Below are 18,534 nucleotides of genomic sequence, written 5' to 3' on the forward strand. Positions count from 1 at the left end.
ACGCGCAGGGCGTGGTCGACGTGCTCAACCGCGCACTGCTGAAGCTGATCTCCGCAGCGCTGCTGCAGGACGTGCACGACTTCTTCTTCGTGCCGGCGCGGCGTACGCAGATGCGCGAGAGCCTGCTGCAGCGCATCCGCGCCGGTGGCGGCCCATTCGTGATCGTCGCGCACAGCCAGGGGTCGCTGATCGCCTACGACGTGCTGCGCGAGCTGCAGCCGCAGGACTGCGAGGTGTCGCTGCTGCTCACGCTCGGCTCGCCGCTGGGGCTGCCGGTGGTGCGCAGCATGTTCAAGGAGTGGACCGGCACGCCGAAGCTGCCGTTCCCACCCTGCGTGGCGCGCTGGGTCAACGTCGCCGAGCGGCGCGACCCGGTGGCGCTGGACGACGATCTCAGCGACGACATCGCCGATGCCGGCGGGCGCTTCCACAATATCGCCGGGTCGAAGATCAATCCGGATTGGCAGCACAACCCGCATTCGGCCGCCGGCTACCTGTCCATCCCTGACGTGCGCGCCGAGGTGCGGCGCGCGGTGGGGGTGGGCTTCGACCAGCCGATCGCGCATCCGGTGCTGATCAAGGACCTGTCCGATCAGTTGGAGGCGCGCGCGCCGGACTATCGGCATGAAGTGCTGATCGAACTGGAGCGGTTGTCCGAGGCCGGCGATCCGGCGCAGCGCAAGCATGAGCTGATCGCCGCGTTGCGCACGCTCACCGAGGCCTCCACCGGCCTGCACGGCGAGGCGCTGGATGCGCAGATCGAACTGGAGGACACGCTGCAGCGCTACGTGTCGGCGCGGCTGACCCGGTTCGAGATCGAGAGCCTGCGCGAGCGCTATCGCGACCTCAACCTCAAGCGCCTATGGCGCGATGCGGGCAAGCGCGCGCTGATCTACCAGTCGCGCAGCACGATCCAGGTGGACGCGGCGCAGGTGGCCTATCGCGCACTCGGCACCGGGATCGGCTGGGCGGTGCTGGACAGCGGCATCGCCGCGGCGCATCCGCATTTCCACACCGCCGGGCAGCCGCCAACCGTGCTCGCCCAATGGGACTGCACCCAGCGCGGACGCCCGCGCGCGTTGCGCCCGGGCGAGGCCGGCTTCAACACGCTCGACGGCAATGGTCACGGTACCCACGTGGCCGGCATCATCGCCGGGCAGTGCGAAGCGCCGCTGCCGGGCGTGCCGGCCACTGCGCCGCTGCAGTTCGCCGGCATGGCGCCGCTGGCGCGGCTGTACGGGCTGAAGGTGCTGGACGACGACGGCAACGGCCGCGACTCGTGGATCATCAAGGGCGTGCAGCAGGTGGCCGAACTCAACGAGCGCGCCGGCGAGCTGGTGGTGCACGGTGTCAACCTGAGCCTGGGCGGCTACTTCGACGCCGAGAGCTACGGCTGCGGCTTCACCCCGCTATGCAACGAGTTGCGCCGGCTGTGGCGCCAGGGCGTGGTGGTGGTGATCGCGGCCGGCAACGACGGTCTGGCCTGGCTGATGCAGGGCGATGGCGAGGCCTACCCGCTGAACCTGGACCTGAGCATCGGCGACCCGGCCAACCTGGAGGAATCGCTGGCGGTGGGTTCGGTGCACAAGAGCAGCCCGCACAGCTATGGCATTTCGTATTTCTCCTCGCGCGGCCCGACCGCCGATGGCCGCTACAAGCCGGATCTGGTCGCGCCGGGCGAAAAGATCCTGTCGGCGCACCACGGCTATGCGCTCGAGGATCCCGGTACCTGGATGGTGGAGATGAGCGGCACCAGCATGGCCGCGGCGCATGTGTCCGGGTTGATCGCCGCGTTTCTGTCGGTGCGCCGCGAGTTCATCGGTGCGCCGGATCGGGTCAAGCAACTGGTGCTGGCGCAGTGCTTGGACCTGCAGCGCGATCGCTACATGCAGGGCAGTGGGCTGCCGAGCCTGATGCGGATGCTTGGGGGGACGTGAGTGGGGCGGGGATGATCAGCCATTCGGCTGCTGAAAAGCCGGGGATTCGGGATTTGGGATTCGCAAACGGCGGTTCCCTGGGGCAGCGCGGTCTCCCGTGTGGGAGCGGCTTCAGCCGCGACGCGGTGAGGCCGGGATTGGGGGCGGGGATCGAGGGGCGAAACAGGCTCGGAGGCCGCATCGCCTTTCATGTCGGAATCTGCTTTCGCCGCAACGGGTGACTGCCGATGTTTCCGGATGAGGGCATGAAACGGGCTGCGCGTCTTCTGCGGCCGGTGCGACCGAATCACGTCGCGTTCCGACTTCATCGCGTCGCGGCTGAAGCCACTCCCACAAGGGCATCCGTTCACCGCGGTGCGCTCTTGCGGCTGCCGTGCCACGGCGTTACGGCGTCGCACTTGCGGCAGAGCTTGTGGGAATGGGAGCCGCGGTTGCGACTCTCCAATCCCCAATCCCGGCTCCACCGCGTCGCGGCTGAAGCCGCTCCTACGGGAAAGGCGAGGCGGGCAGGGCAGCTGGGGAGGGCAGGAGATCCGCTATTGCGAATCCCCAATCCCGAATCCCCACTCCCAGCCTCTCAGGCATTCTTGTTGTGCCGACGCATGATCCGCTGCTTGTCGCGGGCCCAGTCGCGGTCCTTGGCCGCGTTGCGCTTGTCGTGGTCCTGCTTGCCCTTGGCCAGCGCGATCTCGAGCTTGATCTTGTTCTTGCTCCAGTACATCGCGGTGGGTACGAGGGTGTAGCCGTCGCGTTCGACGCGGCCGATCAGCTTGTCGATCTCGTTCCGGTGCAGCAGCAGCTTGCGCGTGCGGCGGTCGTCGGCCACCACGTGGGTGGAGGCCTGGATCAACGGGGTGATCTGCGCGCCGAACAGGAACAGCTCGCCCTGCCGCACGAACGCATAGCTCTCGCCGATGTTGGCGCGGCCGGCGCGGATCGATTTCACCTCCCAGCCCTGCAGGGCCAGGCCCGCCTCGTAGCGGTCCTCCAGGTGATATTCGTGGCGCGCGCGCTTGTTCAGGGCGATGGTCTTGTTGGCCGTCGCGCCGTTTGCTTTATCCTTGACGGGTTTCTTGCTCATCTTGCTATTGTCTCCGATTCGGGGCCTCCCGAACGTCTTGGTCCCACTTCCCGTCCCGAATGCCTATCATCCGCCGCAGCGCTCTGGTCGAACACGCCGCAACGCGCATGTTCGATCTGGTCAACGACGTCGCCGCCTATCCGCGCCGGTTCGCCTGGTGCGACGCGGCCCATATCCTCGAGCAGAACGACCGCGTCCTGGTGGCGCGGCTGGACCTGGGGCTGGGCTCGTTCCGCACCTGGTTCACCACCGAGAACAGCCTGCAGCGCCCGGATCGCATCGATATGCAGCTGCGCGACGGTCCGTTCAAGCGCCTGCAGGGGCAGTGGACCTTCCACGGCTTCAACGAGCACGCCAGCAAGGTCAGCCTGATGCTCGACTTCGAACCCGCCTCGCGCCTGCTGGGGCCGGCGCTGGCGCTGGGCTTCCAGAGCCTGGCCGACCGCATGGTCAACGACTTCGTGCGCGTGGCCGACCGGGAACAGGCCTAGCCGCCATGCAGGTCGAGGTGGTGCTGGCCTGGCCGGAGCGCTTCGTGTCGCAGCGGCTGGAGCTGCCGGAAGGCGCGACCGTGGCCGATGCGCTGGCCGCCGCTGCGTTGCCCGGGGCGACGCCTGGGATGCCGTGCGCGGTCTACGGCGAAGTCGCCGCGCCGACGCGGCCGTTGCAGGACGGCGACCGGGTGGAACTGCTCAGGCCGTTGCTGATCGACCCGAAGGACGCCAGGCGACGCCGCGCCAAGCCGCGCTGAGCGGCGGGGCGCGACGCGGCCGCAGGCTCATTCGCCGCGGCGCTGCTTCTTCTTGTCCTTGGCCAGGTTGCGGCCGAACTGACGCACGCTGTTCTTGGCCAGCTCTTCGTCCTGGTCCGGGAAATAATCGCCTTCCCAGCGGGTGACCATGTCGTTGTCGAAGAACACGACGAAGTTCTTGATCTCGGTACGGCCCACGCGATCGACACGCTCGGTGGAGGTGTAGTCCCAGCGCTGCGCATGGAACGGATCCGGGATCGAGGGGCTGCCCAGCAGCGCGCTGACCTGCTGCTTGCTCTGTCCGACCTTCAGCTGTTCGACGGCCGACGGCTTGATCAGATTGCCCTGGTAGATGGGCTGCTTGTAAATGATGCCGCAGCCAGCGGTGGACAGGGCAACAGCGGCGACCAGCAGGAGATTGCGCATCGGGGACAGGGCTGAATGAAATCACGTCGATGATACACTCCCGGCGACCGCCGCGACCCATTCCCAGGCAGCTGGCGATAAACCAGCTATGAACGGAGACGCCATGGAATCCCACGATCTGCGCAAAGTCGGCCTGAAGGTCACGCACCCCCGGATGCGCATCCTCGAGCTGCTGGAGCAGAAGTCGGCGCGGCACCACATGACCGCCGAGGAAATCTACCGGCAGCTGCTGGACCACGGCGACGAGATCGGTCTGGCCACCGTGTACCGGGTGCTGACGCAGTTCGAGGCGGCCGGGCTGGTGCTCAAGCACAACTTCGAGGGCGGCCAGGCGGTGTATGAGCTGGACCGCGGCGGCCACCACGACCACATGGTGGACGTGGATACCGGCAAGATCATCGAGTTCGAAAGCGCGGAGATCGAGGAATTGCAGCGCAAGATCGCCGCCGATCACGGCTACGAGCTGGAAGAGCACTCGCTGGTGCTGTACGTGCGCAGCAAGCGGCCGAGCGGCAAGAAGGGGTGAGTTCTGCGGCCGGCTCGGCCTTACCGGCCTGTGTCCCCCTCGGCGCAAGCGCGCTAGGGCTTCGCCACGTACCCTCACCCCAACCCCTCTCCCGGTGGGAGAGGGGCTTTGGACTTTTCCTTCTCCCCTTGGGAGAAGGTGCCCCGCAGGGGCGGATGAGGGTGCGGGGGGCGCCGCGTGGATCACGTCAGCGGGTCGCTCCGCGCCGGACCCTCACCCCAACCCCTCTCCCGGTGGGAGAGGGGCTTTGGACTTTTCCTTCTCCCCTTGGGAGAAGGTGCCCCGCAGGGGCGGATGAGGGTGCGGGGGGCGCCGCGTGGATCACGTCGGCGGGTCGCTCCGCGCCGAACCCTCACCCCAACCCCTCTCCCGGTGGGAGAGGGGCTTTGGACTTTTCCTTCTCCCCTTGGGAGAAGGTGCCCCGCAGGGGCGGATGAGGGTGCGGGGGGCGCCGCGTGGATCACGTCGGCGGGTCGCTCCGCGCCGGACCCTCACCCCAACGCCTCTCCCGGTGGGAGAGGGGCTAAGGATTCTCCCTTCTCCCGTCGGGAGAAGGTGCCCCGCAGGGCGGATGAGGGTGCGGGGGGCGCCGCGTGGATCACGTCAGCGGGTGGCTCTGCGCCGAACCCGCACCCCAGCCCCTTTCCCGGCGGGAGAGGGGCTTTTGATGCTTTCAGTGACCTGTGGCGCCTGGGCAGGGCTGCACTGCCAGGCGCTGCCCGATCGCCAGCCGCTCAGCTCGCGCTGAGCAGCAGCCGCTTGGCCGCGGCGCGGGCTTCCTTGCTGACCTCGACACCGCCCAGCATCCGTGCCAGTTCTTCCTCGCGCTGGCGCGGCGCCAGCAATTCCACCGAGCTCTGGGTCATGCCCTCGACCGGCGCCTTGCTGACCCGGTAGTGGGCGTGGCCCTGCGCGGCGACCTGCGGCAGGTGGGTCACGCACAGCACCTGGCGCTGCTCGCCGAGCGCGCGCAACTTCTTGCCGACGATGTCGGCGACGGCGCCGCCGATGCCCGAGTCCACTTCGTCGAAGACCATGGTCGGCACCGCGTCCAGGCCCAGCGCGGCGACCTCGATCGCCAGCGAGATGCGCGACAGTTCGCCGCCGGAGGCGACCTTGCGCAGGGCGCGCGGCGGCTGCCCGGCGTTGGCCGCGACCAGGAACTCGACCCGCTCGGCGCCGGCCGGGTCCGGCCGTTCGGTGTCGTGCGGCTCGAGCTGGATCAGGAAGCGCCCGCCGCCCATGCCCAGTTCGCCGATCAGCGCAGTGGTGTCGTGCGAGAGCGCCTGCGCGCCGCGGTCGCGGGTGGCCGTCAGGGCGGCCGCGGCGTCGCGCCAGGCTTGGGTGGCCTGGGCGATCTCGGCGTCGAGCACGTTCAGCCGCTCGCCGGCGCCGCGCAGGCTCTCCACTTCGGCCAGCAGGGCGTCGCGGTGGTTGGCCAGTGCGTCCACGCCGATCCGGTGCTTGCGCGCCAGGTCGTGCAGGCGGCCGAGCTTGCGTTCCATCTCGTCGAACTGCGCCGGGTCGGCATCCAGGTCGTCGCGGACCCGGTCGATCAGCGCCAGCGCTTCTTCCAGCTGGATGCCGGCGCTGTCGATCAGTGCCTGCACCTCGGCCAGGCGCGGGTCGTACTCGCCGACCTTGCCGAGTTCGTGGCGGGTCTGCTGCAACAGGTCCAGCACCGCCGGCGCCTCGTCGCCGTTGAGCCGCTGCGCCGCGCCCTCACAGGCACCGATCAGTGCGGCGGCGTGGGCCTGGCGGCGATGGTTGGCGTCCAGGGCGGCGATCGCCGCCGGGTCCAGGTCCTCGCGCTGCAGCTCGGCCAGCTGGTGCTGCAGGAAACCGATGCGGTCGCTGACGTCGCCCTGCGCCAGCAGGGTCTCGCGCTCGCTGAGCAGGCCCTGCCAGCAGGCGGCGGCGGCGCGCACCGCGGCCCGCTCGGCGTCGTTGCGGGCGTAGGCATCGAGCAGGCCGAGCTGGCTGCCGCGCGAGAGCAGGGCCTGGTGTTCGTGCTGGCCGTGGATCTCGACCAGGTGGCCGGCCAGCTCCGCCAGTTGCGACAGGGTCACCGGGCGCCCGTTGATCCAGGCGCGCGAGCCGCCGTCGGCGCGGATCACCCGCCGCAGCTGACAGTGTTCGTCGTCGTCGAGTTCGTTCTCGCGCAGCCAGGCGCGGGCCTGGGCGGGGGCGACGAACTCGGCCGACAGTTCGGCGCGGTCGGCGCCGTGGCGGACCACGCCGCTGTCGGCACGCAGCCCGGACAGGAAGCCGAGCGCGTCCACCATCAGCGACTTGCCGGCGCCGGTTTCGCCGGACACCACGGTCATGCCGGGGCCGAATTCCAGTTCGGTGCCGCGTACGACGGCGAAATCCTTGATCGAGAGATGTCTGAGCATGGGGTCTGCATCCGGAGCCGCGCAACGCTAGCATGCGCGGGTAGGTGGGCCAATGACTTGCCAAGCCGGCGTGCAGACATTATCTAAGGACCAGTCTCACGGGTTGATTCCATGCGCGCTTCCCCGGTCCATTCCAGCCTCGATCCGCGTGCCCGGCAGCTGCTGCGCACGCTGATCTCGCGCTACATCCGCGACGGCGAGCCGGTCGGCTCGCAGACCCTGGCAAGGCATGCCGGGCTGGACGTAAGCCCAGCGACGATCCGCAACATCCTCGCCGACCTGGAGGATGCCGGGCTGCTCAGCTCGCCGCACACCTCGGCCGGGCGCGTGCCTACCGCCACCGGCTACCGGGTGTTCGTCGACAGCCTGGTGCAGATGCGCCCGCCGGCCGAAGGCGAGGTGGCACGGCTGCGCGCGGAGATGGCCAATGCCGCCGGCACCCAGGCCTTGCTGGGCAGCGCTTCGGAGCTGCTGTCGGCCATGACCCACTTCGTCGGCGTGGTCAGCGCGCCCAAGCGCGAGCAGTTCGCATTCCGGCACATCGATTTCGTGCCGCTGGACGCGCGGCGGGTGCTGGCGATCCTGGTGTTCGCCGACAACGAGGTGCAGAATCGGGTCATCGAGCCGCGCAAGGCCTACGAGCCGGCCGAGCTGGAGCGGGTGGCCAACTATCTGAACCGGCATTTTGCCGGGCGCGCCCTGGCCGACATCCGCGCCAGCCTGCTGCGCGACCTGCGCCATGCGCGCGACGAGATGGAGCAGTTGCTGGCGCACAGCGTCGAGCTGGCCGAGCAGGCGCTGGCCCCGGCCGGCGACGACATGGTGCTGGCCGGGCAGACCAAGCTGATGGGCGTGCAGGACCTGTCGGACCTGGAGCGGCTGCGTGAGCTGTTCGAGGTCTTCGCCAGCAAGCGCGAACTCCTGCAACTGCTCGAACGCACCATCCGCGCGCCCGGCGTGCGCATCTTCATCGGCGAAGAGACCGGCATGGTGCCGCTGGAGAGCGTGTCGCTGGTGACCGCCCCGTACATGGCCGGCGGCCAGGTGCTGGGCGTGCTGGGCGTGATCGGCCCCAAGCGCATGGACTACGACCGGGTCATCCCCCTGGTCCAGACCGCCGCCGACGTCCTCGGCGCCCGCCTGGACCCATCCCCGCCCAGCGACCGCTGAGCCAGCACTAGCAAAGCGCCGCCGCGCCCGGGCGAATCCCCAATCCCGAATCCCCGCTTTTCAGCAGCCGAATGGCTGATCATCCCGGCCTCACTTGAATCCGCCCGCACCGCCCACATAGGTGGTCCGGTAAGGCGGGACGTACCCCGCCAGGGACCCGGACATGACGCAAGAGCACCCCGAATTCGATTCCGAACACCTGACCGAGGCGCAGCAGCCCTCGACCGATCCGCTGCAGGCGGAGATCGAGACGCTGCGCAGCGAACTGGCCCTGGTCAAGGCCGACGCCCTGCGCGAGCGGGCCGACCTGGAGAACCAGCGCAAGCGCATCGCCCGCGACGTGGAGCAGGCGCGCAAGTTCGCCAACGAGCGCCTGCTCGGCGACCTGCTGCCGGTGTTCGACAGTCTGGACGCGGGGCTGACCGCCGCCGGCAGCGAGCCGAGCCCGCTGCGCGACGGCCTGGAGCTGACCTACAAGCAGTTGCTCAAGGTCGCCGCCGACAACGGCCTGACCCTGCTCGACCCGACCGGCGAGCCGTTCAACCCCGAGCATCACCAGGCGATCAGCCAGGCCGAGGCCGAGGGCGTGGCCCCGGGTCACGTGATCCAGGTGTTCCAGAAGGGCTACCTGCTCAACGACCGCCTGCTGCGGCCCGCCCTGGTGGTGGTGGCCAAGCACGACTGAGCGCGCCGGCCGCCCGCGCCTGAACCCGGCGCGGCGGCGGTGGAACGCTAATTTGCGGCGATGGCTTGAATGACCTGCAGCCATCCCTATATCCGAACCAGATCCCGGCACTGGCCGGCTACACGACCTTTCAGGAGTCATTGCAATGGGCAAGATCATCGGCATCGACCTGGGCACGACCAATTCGTGCGTGGCGATCATGGACGGCGGCAAGGCCCGCGTCATCGAGAATTCCGAGGGTGACCGCACCACGCCTTCGATCGTCGCCTACACCAAGGACGGCGAAGTGCTGGTGGGCGCCTCGGCCAAGCGCCAGGCCGTCACCAACCCCAAGAACACCTTCTACGCGGTCAAGCGCCTGATCGGCCGCAAGTTCACCGACGCCGAAGTCCAGAAGGACATCGGCCTGGTGCCGTACAGCATCGTCCAGCACGACAACGGCGACGCCTGGGTGGCCACCGCCGACGGGCGCAAGCTGGCCTCGCAGGAAATCTCCGCGCAGGTGCTGGAGAAGATGAAGAAGACCGCCGAGGCGTTCCTGGGCGAGACCGTCACCGAGGCGGTCATCACCGTGCCGGCGTACTTCAACGACAGCCAGCGCCAGGCGACCAAGGACGCCGGCCGCATCGCCGGCCTGGACGTCAAGCGCATCATCAACGAGCCGACCGCGGCCGCGCTGGCCTACGGCCTGGACAAGGGCCAGGGCGGCGACCGCAAGATCGCGGTGTACGACCTGGGCGGCGGCACCTTCGACGTGTCGATCATCGAGATCGCCAACGTCGACGGCGAGAAGCAGTTCGAAGTGCTGGCCACCAACGGTGACACCTTCCTGGGCGGCGAAGACTTCGACAAGCGCGTCATCGACTACCTGGTGGAAGAGTTCAACAAGGACCAGGGCATCGACCTGCGCAAGGATCCGCTGGCGCTGCAGCGCCTGAAGGACGCCGCCGAGCGCGCCAAGATCGAGCTGTCGTCCTCGCAGCAGACCGAAGTCAACCTGCCGTACGTCACCGCCGACGCGTCGGGCCCGAAGCACCTCAACATCAAGCTGACCCGGGCCAAGCTCGAGGCACTGGTGGAGGACCTGGTCAAGCGCACCATCGATCCGTGCCGCACCGCGCTGAACGACGCCGGCCTGCGCGCCAGCGACATCACCGAGGTGATCCTGGTCGGTGGCCAGACCCGCATGCCGAAGGTGCAGCAGGCGGTGGCCGAGTTCTTCGGCAAGGAGCCGCGCAAGGACGTCAACCCCGACGAGGCCGTGGCGCTGGGCGCCGCGATCCAGGGCGGCGTGCTGGCGGGCGACGTCAAGGACGTGCTGCTGCTCGACGTTACCCCGCTGAGTCTGGGCATCGAGACCCTGGGCGGCGTGTTCACCAAGATCATCGAGAAGAACACCACCATCCCGACCAAGGCCTCGCAGGTGTTCTCCACCGCCGAGGACAACCAGTCGGCGGTGACCGTGCACGTGCTGCAGGGCGAGCGCGAGCAGGCCCGCTACAACAAGTCGCTGGCCAAGTTCGACCTTTCCGGCATCGAGCCGGCGCCGCGCGGCCTGCCGCAGGTGGAAGTGTCCTTCGATATCGACGCCAACGGCATCCTGCACGTGTCGGCCAAGGACAAGAAGACCAACAAGGAACAGAAGGTCGAGATCAAGGCCGGCTCCGGTCTGTCGGACGACGAGATCCAGCGGATGGTCGCCGACGCGGAAGCCAACCGCGAGGAAGACAAGAAGTTCCACGAGCTGGTGCAGGCGCGCAACCAGGCCGACGGCCTGATCCACGCCACCCGCAGCGCGATCACCGAGCACGGCAGCAAGGTCGGCGGCGACGTGATCGGCAAGGTCGAGTCGGCGCTGGCGGACCTGGAAACCGCGATGAAGGGCGACGACAAGGGTCAGATCGAGGCCAAGACCAAGGCGCTGGAAGAGGCCGGTCAGTCGCTGTATGCGGCCGCGGCGGCGGGCGAGCAGCAGTCGGGCGGCAACGCCGGCGGCGCGCATGCGTCCTCGGCCCACGCCGACGACGTGGTCGACGCCGAGTTCACCGAGGTCAAGGACGACAAGAAGTAAGCCGGGATTGGGGATTTGGGATTTGGGATTCGCGAAGGCCTTGGCCTGTTGGTTCCCACTCCCATCCCTGTCCATCAAGTCTGTAAAAGCGGAAGAGCCGAGGCTCTCCGCTTTTGCATTGAACGAATCCCGACTCCCGAATCTCGAATCCCCGCCCCATGAGCAAACGCGACTATTACGAAGTGCTGGGTGTGGCCCGCACCGCCAGCGACGACGAGCTGAAGAAGGCCTATCGCCGTTGCGCGATGAAGTACCACCCGGACCGCAATCCCGGCGACCAAGCCGCCGAGGCCGCGTTCAAGGAATGCAAGGAAGCCTATGAGGTGCTGTCCGACGGCAATCGCCGGCGCATGTACGACGCGCATGGCCACGCCGCATTCGAGCACGGCATGGGCGGGATGGGCGGCGGCCCTGGCGGCCCGGACATGGGCGATATCTTCGGCGACATTTTCGGCAACATCTTCGGTGGCGCCGGCGGTGGCGGGCGTGCGCCACGGCGTGGCGCCGACATCGGCTACGTGCTGGAACTGGACCTGGAAGAAGCGGTGGCCGGCATCGAGCGCCGCATCGAGATTCCGACCCTGAGCGAATGCGAGCACTGCCACGGCAGCGGCTCGGAGGACGGCAAGGTCGAGACCTGCGGCACCTGCCACGGACGCGGCCAGGTGCGCATCCAGCGTGGCATCTTCGCCATGCAGCAGACCTGCCCGCAGTGCGCCGGCCGCGGCCAGATCGTGCAGAACCCGTGCGGCGTGTGCCATGGCGCCGGGCGCGTGGAAGAGACCAAGGTGCTGTCGGTGAAGATTCCCGCCGGCGTCGACAACGGCGATCGCATCCGCCTGTCGGGCGAGGGCGAGGCCGGTCCGGCCGGCACTCCGCCGGGCGATCTGTACGTGGAAGTGCGCGTGCGCGAGCACCCGATCTTCCAGCGCGACGGCGACGACCTGCACTGCGAGGTGCCGATCCGCATCTCGCAGGCGGCCCTGGGCGACACCGTGCGCGTGGCCACCCTCGGCGGCGAGGCGGAGATCCGCATTCCGGCCGAGACCCAGACCGGCAAGCTGTTCCGCCTGCGCGGCAAGGGCGTGCGCTCGGTGCGCAGCCGCAGCGAAGGCGACCTGTACTGCCGCGTGGTGGTGGAGACGCCGATCAATCTCACTGCCGACCAGCGCAAACTGCTGGAACAGTTCGAATCCACCTTCACCGGCGAGGACGCGCGCAAGCATTCGCCGAAGTCGGCGACCTTCATCGATGGAGTGAAGGGGTTCTGGGACCGGATGACGTCGTGAAGCCGGGATGATCAGCCATTCGGCTGCTTGAAAAGCTGGGGATTCGGGATTCGGGATTCGGGATGACAGCTTGCGGCTGTTGAAAAGCCGGGATTTGGGATTCGGGATTTCCCGAGCGTGTCTGGCTACCGCAACGCTGTTTGTGGGAGGGGCTTCAGCCCCGACGCTTTACCGCCAACGCGTCGGGGCTGAAGCCCCTCCCACATTGGAATGTTTCGCGCGCTGAGCACAGCGGAGAATTGGGAGTTTCGATGCTGGCTGTGCGTGGGCGTCTCCCCGCACCATGCCCCCGTTGCAGGAGCGGCTTCAGCCGCGACGCTTTCTCGTCGGAGCGTCGCAGCTGAGGCCGTTGTTGCTGAAAGCCCCCGCAACACGACGCATGCACGCGCCTCTTGGGGGCCTTGCGCCGACGCTACACTACGGCGATGAACGCTTCCGCCGACAGCTCCGCTGCAAGTCATCTCATTCATGGCCGCCGCCAGCGCCCCGACGGGCCGGTGCCGGTCGACGTCATTTCCGTGCAGTCGCAACTCGTCTATGGCCACGCCGGCAATAGCGCGGCGGTGCCGCCGTTGCGCGCGCTCGGCCTGCGCGTCGCCGAGATCCCGACCACGCTGCTGAGCAATGCGCCGTTCTATGCGACCTTGCGCGGCAAGGTGCTGCCGTCGGACTGGTTCGCCGATCTGCTGCTCGGCGCCAGCGAACGCGGCCTGCCGCAACGCGCGCGCATGCTGGTGTCCGGCTACTTCGGCAGCGTCGGCAATGGCGCCGCCTTCGCCGACTGGCTCGACGCCACCCTGCCGCAGTGCCCGACGCTGCGCTACTGCCTGGATCCGGTGATCGGCGATACGCACACCGGCCCCTACGTGGAACCGGGCCTGGAAGCGATCTTCGCCGAGCGCCTGTTGCCGCACGCATGGCTGGTGACACCGAATGCGTTCGAACTCGGCCGCCTGACCGGCATGCCGGCACTGGCCCAAGACGAGGCGATCGCCGCGGCACGCGTGTTGCTGGCGCGCGGTCCGCAGTGGGTGATTGCTCACAGCGTCGGCGGCGATGCCGGGCAATTGGTCACGCTGGCGGTGAGCCGCGAGGCGGTCTACCGCTGGTGCTCGCCATTGCTGCCGGTGGATGTCGCCGGCACCGGCGATGTGTTGATGGCGCTGCTGGTGGCGTTCCTGTTGCGCGGCGACAGCTTCGAGGCGGCGATCGGCCGCGCCATCGCCGGCGTGCATGCGGCGCTGGAGGCGACCCTGGCCGCGGATGTGGAAGAACTGGACGTGCTGGCGGCGGCGCCGGCTGCGCTGGCCACGCCGCTGCGCTTCGTCGCCGAGCGCCTGGCGTGAGCCTGCGCCCGGTCGTCGGCATCGTCGGCAGTGCCGGCGCCTATGGTCGCTGGCTGAGCCGCTTCTTCCGCGAGCGCATGCAATTGCAGGTGATCGGCCACGATCCGGCCGACCCGCAGTCGCTGGCGCCGGAGGCGCTGCTGCAACAGGCGCAGGTGCTGATCTTCTCCGCGCCGATCCGGCACACGCCGGCGTTGATCGGCGAGTACGTGCAGCGCGCCGGTGGCCGCGAGCGCGACCAGCTCTGGCTGGACGTCACCTCGGTCAAGGCTGCGCCGGTGGCGGCGATGCTGGCCTCGCAGGCGGAAGTGGCCGGCCTGCATCCGATGACCGCGCCGCCGAAGTCGCCCACGCTCAAGGGCCGCGTGCTGGTGGTCTGCGAGGCGCGGGTGGCGCAGTGGCAGCCCTGGCTGCAGCAGCTGTACGCGGCGCTGGAAGGCGAGTGCGTGCGCACCACGCCCGAGCACCACGACCGGGTGATGGCGCTGGTGCAGGCGATGGTCCACGCCACGCATCTGGCCCAGGCCGGCGTGCTGCGCGAGCATGCGCCGGCGCTGGGGCCGTTGCAGGCGCTGCTGCCGTACCGCTCGGCCTCGTTCGAACTGGATACCGCGATCATCGCGCGCATCCTGGCCTTGAATCCGGCCATCTACGAAGACATCCAGTTCGGCAATCCGCATGTCGGCGATGTGCTGGACGGGCTGATCGCGCAGCTGTCGCGGCTGCGCGATCAGGTCGGCCGTGGCGATGATGCGGCGCGCGCGCAGTTTCGTGCCGAGTTTCTCGACGCCAACCGGCAGGCGCTGGGCGAGGCGGTGATCGCGCAGGGCAACTACAGCTACGAACGGGTGGGGTACTTGCTCGCCGATCTGACCGAGCAGGCCACGCTCAGCGTGTACTTGCCGGAAGACCGCGCCGGCTCCTTGCGCGCGCTGCTGCACGTGTTCGAGCGCCATGGGGTGAATCTCGCTTCGATCCACTCCTCGCGCACGCAGGCGGGCGAGCTGCATTTTCGGCTCGGCTTCGATCCGGCCAGCGATGCGGGGGCGGTGCGTGGCGCGGCGGCAGAGATCGATGCCAGTGGGATCGGGCGGGTGCTGGCGGGGTGAATTGCACAGCACGCCGTCGTGGCTGAAGCCGCTCCTGCAGGAACTTGCGGCGAGTTGGCTGGGGCACTGTGGGAGGGACTTCAATCCCGACGCGGTGCGCCATCGGAACGCGCACCGCTTCGCTCCTCGCGGCTTCAGCTGCGCTCCAGAACACATGGACGCACGACGCCCACCGCTGGATTCATCCACAGCGCATGTGGATCGTCACTGCGCAAACATGTGCATAACCCTCGGCGCGCCTTGCGGCGCAAGCCTGTCAAGCCGTGTGGCAAAAAATTCACCAGCTTGCCGCCAGCACCCCGAACGCCAGTGGCGATGACGGGGCATGGCGGCACAGCGTGGTGGCGACTCTAGACCGCGGTCAGGGTCAACTCGCCGCCGGTGGTGACGAACTGCTGGCCGCGGCGGATCAGCTTGCGGCCGTCGGCCAGTTCGTAGCGCAGTCCGCTGTCGGCGTGCGGGTCGTGCTGCGCCTGCTGCTGGCGCGGCGCATCGTCCTGGAACTCGGTGATCAGATAGGCCTCGCCGTCTGGACCGAGGGCGGGCAATTGGCGAAAGGACATCGGAAGCCTCCTGTCGAACGCTGCATCGAATGCGGGACGCCGGAGCGGCGGCCGCGGGCGCGCGGCCGCAGCGCAGACGCGGTCCGACCGTAGTCCCGCCGTCGTTAGCGCGGCGTGCTCAGTCGATGAACTGCAGGCGAGCGAGTTCGGCGTACAGCCCGTCCTGCGCCAGCAACTCGGCGTGGGTGCCCTGGGCGACGATGCGGCCATGGTCCATCACCACGATGCGGTCGGCCTTGAGCACGGTGGCCAGGCGGTGCGCGATCACCAGGGTGGTGCGCCCGGCCATCAGCCGCTCCAGCGCTTGCTGCACGGCGTGTTCGCTCTGCGCGTCCAGGGCGCTGGTGGCCTCGTCCAGCAACAGGATCGGCGCGTCCTTGAGCAGGGCGCGGGCGATGGCGATGCGCTGCTGCTGGCCGCCGGACAGGCGCGCGCCACGTTCGCCCAGTTCGCTGGCATAGCCCTCCGGCAGTTGCCGCAGGAACGCGTCGGCTTCGGCCGCGCGCGCGGCGGCCTCGACCTCGGCCTCGCTGGCCTCGAGCCGGCCGTAGCGGATGTTGTCGGCGGCGCTGGCGGCGAACAGGGTGGGGTGCTGCGGCACCAGGCCGATGGCCTCGCGCAGCTTCGATGGGTCCAGCGTGCGCAGGTCCAGGCCGTCCACCTGCACGCTGCCCGATTGCGGGTCGTGGAAGCGCATCAGCAGCGCCAGCACCGTGCTCTTGCCGGCGCCGGAGGGGCCGACCAGGGCCACGCTCTCGCCGGGCCGCACGTGCAGATCGAAGCCGTCCAGCGCCGGGTGATCGGGGCGCTGCGGGTAGCGGAAGCTGACGTTGTCGAAACGCACTTCGCCGCGCAGCGGCTGCGGCAGCGCGCGTGGCTGCGCCGGCGCGACGATGTCGGGGCGTTCCTGGAACAGTTCGGCGATGCGGCCCATGCCGCCGGCCGCGCGCTGCAGGTCGTTCCAGACCTCGGCCAGCGAAGCCACCGAGCCGCCACCGAACATCGCATACAGCACGAACTGGCCGAGCGCACCGGCGCTCAATTCGCCGGCGGCGACCTCGTGTGCGCCCGACCACAGCACCAGCACGATGGCGCCGAAGATCAGCACGATGGCCGCGGCGGTGATCAATGCCTGTGCGCCGACCCGGCGCCGCGCCACCGCCACGGTCTGCGCCAGCGCCTCGCCGAAGCGGCCGCGTTCGTAGCCTTCACGCGCGTAGGCCTGCACCGTGCGCACCGCGCCCAGGGTCTCGGCGGCCAGGGTGTTGGCGTCGGCGACGCGATCCTGGCTGGCGCGCGAGATCTTCTGCAGGCGCCGCGCGCCGAGCACGATCGGCAGCACCGCCAGCGGGATGCCGAGCAGGGTGTAGGCGGCCAGGTGCGGGCTGGTCACGCACAGCATCACCACGCTGCCGACCGCGGTGACCGTGCTGCGCAGCGCCACCGACATGGTGCTGCCGATGACCCCGCGCAGCAGTTCGCTGTCGGCCGACAGGCGCGAGACCAGTTCGCCGCTGCGGTTGCGGTCGTGGAAGCCGGCGTGCAGGCCGATCAGGTGCGTGTACAGGCGCTCGCGCAGGTCGGCGACGACTTTCTCGCCGAGCAGCGACACGAAGTAGAAGCGCGTGGCGGTCGCCACCGCCAGCACCAGCGCGACTGCGAACAGCAGGGCGAACGACTGATTGATGCGGCTGCTGTCGCTGAAGCCGTGGTCGATCATCTGCCGTACCGCGACCGGCAGGCTCAGCGTGGCGCTGGAGGAGATCGCCAGCGCCACCAGCCAGGCGATCAGCAGGCCGCGCCGGCGACGCACGAACGGCCACAGGGTGCGCAGGCTGCCGAGTCTGCGCAGCGACTTGGCCTGGTCGGCCGACGGGGTGTTCATGCGGGGGCGGGTTCCGAACAGCGGACCCGATTGCGAGTGGCGTCGCGCAGGCGGGTTTTCAAGGCGTCGACGCGATCGCGGGGCAGGCGCAGGCGCAGTTCGGCGCCGCCGGCGTCGAAGCGTTCATCGAGTTTTTCCGCGGCGCAGGCGCTCAGCGCGGCATGCACCGCGCCCAGGTCGTCGAAGCCGCAGTGCAGGGTCAGCAGGCTCAAGGCTAGCAACGGTTGCCGCGGCGCCAGGCGCAGGCATTCGGCCGCGCTGCCGCCATAGGCGCGGACCAGGCCCCCGGCGCCGAGCTTGATGCCGCCGTACCAGCGCGTGACCACTACCACCACGCGGTCGAAGCCCTGGCCGTCGATCGCCGCCAGGATCGGCCGGCCGGCGGTGCCGGCGGGCTCGCCGTCGTCGCTGGAACGGTATTCGTCGCCGTGGCGGTAGGCCCAGCAATTGTGGGTGGCGTCGGCCACCATCACCTGCTGCACGAATGCCAGCGCTGCGCCGGCGTCGGCGATCGGCGCGGCATGGGCAACGAAGCGGCTGTGCTTGATCTCCACGCTGTGGCTGACGGGGTGCGGGAGCGTATCGGGCATCGGCGGCATTGTAGACGAGGTGCGGCCTCGGCTCGCCGTGGCGGTCGCGGCGCAGCTCAGTCCGGCAGCAGCGGGCGCAGATCTTGCGGGATCGACCGCTGCGGATGCGCACGCTGGAAGCGCAGCAGGCTGGCGCGTGCGGTCTCGAGTTCGCCTTGGTCGCGGCGCGCACGGATCCGCTGTAGCCAGCGGCGCGGCGATAGCTTCGCATCGGCCTCCAACGCGGCCGCCAGAGCGTTGGTGTCGGACTCTGGCAATGCCGCGGCGGGGGCCGCAGCGGGTGTTGAGGGGCGCAGCGAGAGGGTATCCGCTGTCTCGGTCGCAGCGGTCTTCGCGCGCGCGGAGGTCGCCAGCCTGGACGGGTTGGCGGTGTCGGCGGGCGCGCTGCGCGCCAAGGCGTCCTGCGCCGTTTCCGCGCGCGCTGGTGCGCGCAGCGGCATTCCTGCAGGCGCAGCTTGCTGCTCGGCGGCGGACGCATTGCTGTCGGCCGCAAAGGCCTGCGGTGGTGGAGCCGGGGCCGGTGGAGCGGCGGGCGCCTCCATGGCCGCTGGCGCGGGAGAAGGCATGGGCATGCGGCTCGCGGGCACCGGCTTGCGCGCCTGCGCCCCCGGCAGTGGCGCGGCAGGTGCTTCCGCTTCCATGCGCGCCGAGGCCACAGGGGCGGGTGCTGTGGCCTTGGGGGCCGCCGGCGCGGTGGCATCCGGCGCCG

16 protein-coding genes and 1 pseudogene are annotated in these 18,534 nt (G+C 69.3%); 10 read left to right on the forward strand and 7 right to left on the reverse strand.

The features are described from left to right. Positions 1 to 1,937, forward strand: a 1,937-nt coding sequence (locus D180_RS15825) for a S8 family peptidase (protein WP_017913568.1), incomplete at its 5' end; no start/stop codon positions are given. A gap of 577 nt (positions 1,938 to 2,514) precedes the next feature. Here D180_RS15825 and smpB read toward each other — a convergent pair. Next, positions 2,515 to 3,018, reverse strand: a complete 504-nt coding sequence (gene smpB / locus D180_RS15830; RefSeq protein ID WP_017908548.1) for an SsrA-binding protein SmpB — start codon at positions 3,016 to 3,018, stop codon at positions 2,515 to 2,517. A gap of 59 nt (positions 3,019 to 3,077) precedes the next feature. Here smpB and D180_RS15835 point away from each other — a divergent pair, with 59 nt between their 5' ends. Further along, positions 3,078 to 3,509 (forward strand): type II toxin-antitoxin system RatA family toxin, encoded by a 432-nt coding sequence (locus D180_RS15835; RefSeq protein WP_017913569.1) that lies wholly within the window; start codon positions 3,078 to 3,080, stop codon positions 3,507 to 3,509. Positions 3,510 to 3,514: 5 nt separating this feature from the next. Then, positions 3,515 to 3,769, forward strand: a complete 255-nt coding sequence (locus tag D180_RS15840) for an RnfH family protein (RefSeq protein ID WP_017913570.1) — start codon at positions 3,515 to 3,517, stop codon at positions 3,767 to 3,769. Between the two features lie 27 nt (positions 3,770 to 3,796). Here the strand turns inward: D180_RS15840 and bamE are convergent, their stop codons facing one another. Then, on the reverse strand, positions 3,797 to 4,195 hold the full coding sequence (gene bamE / locus D180_RS15845) for an outer membrane protein assembly factor BamE (RefSeq protein WP_017908545.1): 399 nt from the start codon (positions 4,193 to 4,195) through the stop codon (positions 3,797 to 3,799). 103 nt (positions 4,196 to 4,298) lie between these two features. On the opposite strand from bamE, the gene fur reads away from it, so the two are divergent. Next, entirely contained in the window at positions 4,299 to 4,721 is a 423-nt protein-coding gene (fur, locus tag D180_RS15850) for a ferric iron uptake transcriptional regulator (RefSeq protein WP_026143876.1), read from the forward strand. 734 nt (positions 4,722 to 5,455) lie between these two features. Here the strand turns inward: fur and recN are convergent. After that, on the reverse strand, positions 5,456 to 7,117 hold the full coding sequence (gene recN, locus D180_RS15855) for a DNA repair protein RecN (protein ID WP_017913571.1): 1,662 nt from the start codon (positions 7,115 to 7,117) through the stop codon (positions 5,456 to 5,458). A 111-nt stretch (positions 7,118 to 7,228) separates the two neighbouring features. On the opposite strand from recN, the gene hrcA reads away from it, so the two are divergent. The 6 genes from hrcA to D180_RS15885 all read left to right on the forward strand — a co-directional run bounded on the left by hrcA (position 7,229) and on the right by D180_RS15885 (position 14,787). Next, complete coding sequence (gene hrcA, locus D180_RS15860) at positions 7,229 to 8,287, forward strand: heat-inducible transcriptional repressor HrcA (RefSeq protein ID WP_017913572.1); 1,059 nt, start codon at positions 7,229 to 7,231, stop codon at positions 8,285 to 8,287. A 163-nt stretch (positions 8,288 to 8,450) separates the two neighbouring features. Continuing rightward, complete coding sequence (grpE, locus tag D180_RS15865; protein WP_017913573.1) at positions 8,451 to 8,972, forward strand: nucleotide exchange factor GrpE; 522 nt, start codon at positions 8,451 to 8,453, stop codon at positions 8,970 to 8,972. Positions 8,973 to 9,117: 145 nt separating this feature from the next. Further along, positions 9,118 to 11,043 (forward strand): molecular chaperone DnaK, encoded by a 1,926-nt coding sequence (gene dnaK, locus D180_RS15870; RefSeq protein ID WP_017908541.1) that lies wholly within the window; start codon positions 9,118 to 9,120, stop codon positions 11,041 to 11,043. 158 nt (positions 11,044 to 11,201) lie between these two features. Next, positions 11,202 to 12,332, forward strand: coding sequence for a molecular chaperone DnaJ (gene dnaJ / locus D180_RS15875; protein WP_017908540.1), 1,131 nt, complete (start codon positions 11,202 to 11,204; stop codon positions 12,330 to 12,332). 425 nt (positions 12,333 to 12,757) lie between these two features. Then, entirely contained in the window at positions 12,758 to 13,678 is a 921-nt protein-coding gene (gene pdxY / locus D180_RS15880; protein WP_043091124.1) for a pyridoxal kinase, read from the forward strand. Beyond that, positions 13,675 to 14,787 carry a prephenate dehydrogenase gene (locus tag D180_RS15885; RefSeq protein WP_017913575.1) on the forward strand — a complete coding sequence of 371 codons (1,113 nt, stop codon included), beginning with the start codon at positions 13,675 to 13,677 and terminating at the stop codon, positions 14,785 to 14,787. The genes pdxY and D180_RS15885 overlap by 4 nt, the downstream gene beginning before the upstream one ends. Positions 14,788 to 15,137: 350 nt before the next feature. Here the strand turns inward: D180_RS15885 and D180_RS15890 are convergent, their stop codons facing one another. The 4 genes and pseudogenes from D180_RS15890 to D180_RS24010 form a co-directional block, all read right to left on the reverse strand. Next, positions 15,138 to 15,350 carry a hypothetical protein gene (locus D180_RS15890; RefSeq protein WP_010344257.1) on the reverse strand — a complete coding sequence of 71 codons (213 nt, stop codon included), beginning with the start codon at positions 15,348 to 15,350 and terminating at the stop codon, positions 15,138 to 15,140. 118 nt (positions 15,351 to 15,468) lie between these two features. Then, a complete protein-coding gene (locus D180_RS15895) occupies positions 15,469 to 17,235 on the reverse strand; it encodes an ABC transporter transmembrane domain-containing protein (protein ID WP_017913576.1) in 1,767 nt (588 codons plus the stop codon). Next, positions 17,232 to 17,825, reverse strand: a complete 594-nt coding sequence (locus tag D180_RS15900; protein WP_017913577.1) for a YigZ family protein — start codon at positions 17,823 to 17,825, stop codon at positions 17,232 to 17,234. Before D180_RS15900 ends, D180_RS15895 begins: the two co-directional genes overlap by 4 nt. 56 nt (positions 17,826 to 17,881) lie before the next feature. Further along, positions 17,882 to 18,534: pseudogene (locus D180_RS24010) on the reverse strand (hypothetical protein); the annotation flags it as partial.

Source organism: Xanthomonas sp. SHU 166, assembly GCF_000364685.1.
GTDB classification, from domain to species: Bacteria; Pseudomonadota; Gammaproteobacteria; order Xanthomonadales; family Xanthomonadaceae; genus Xanthomonas_A; species Xanthomonas_A sontii.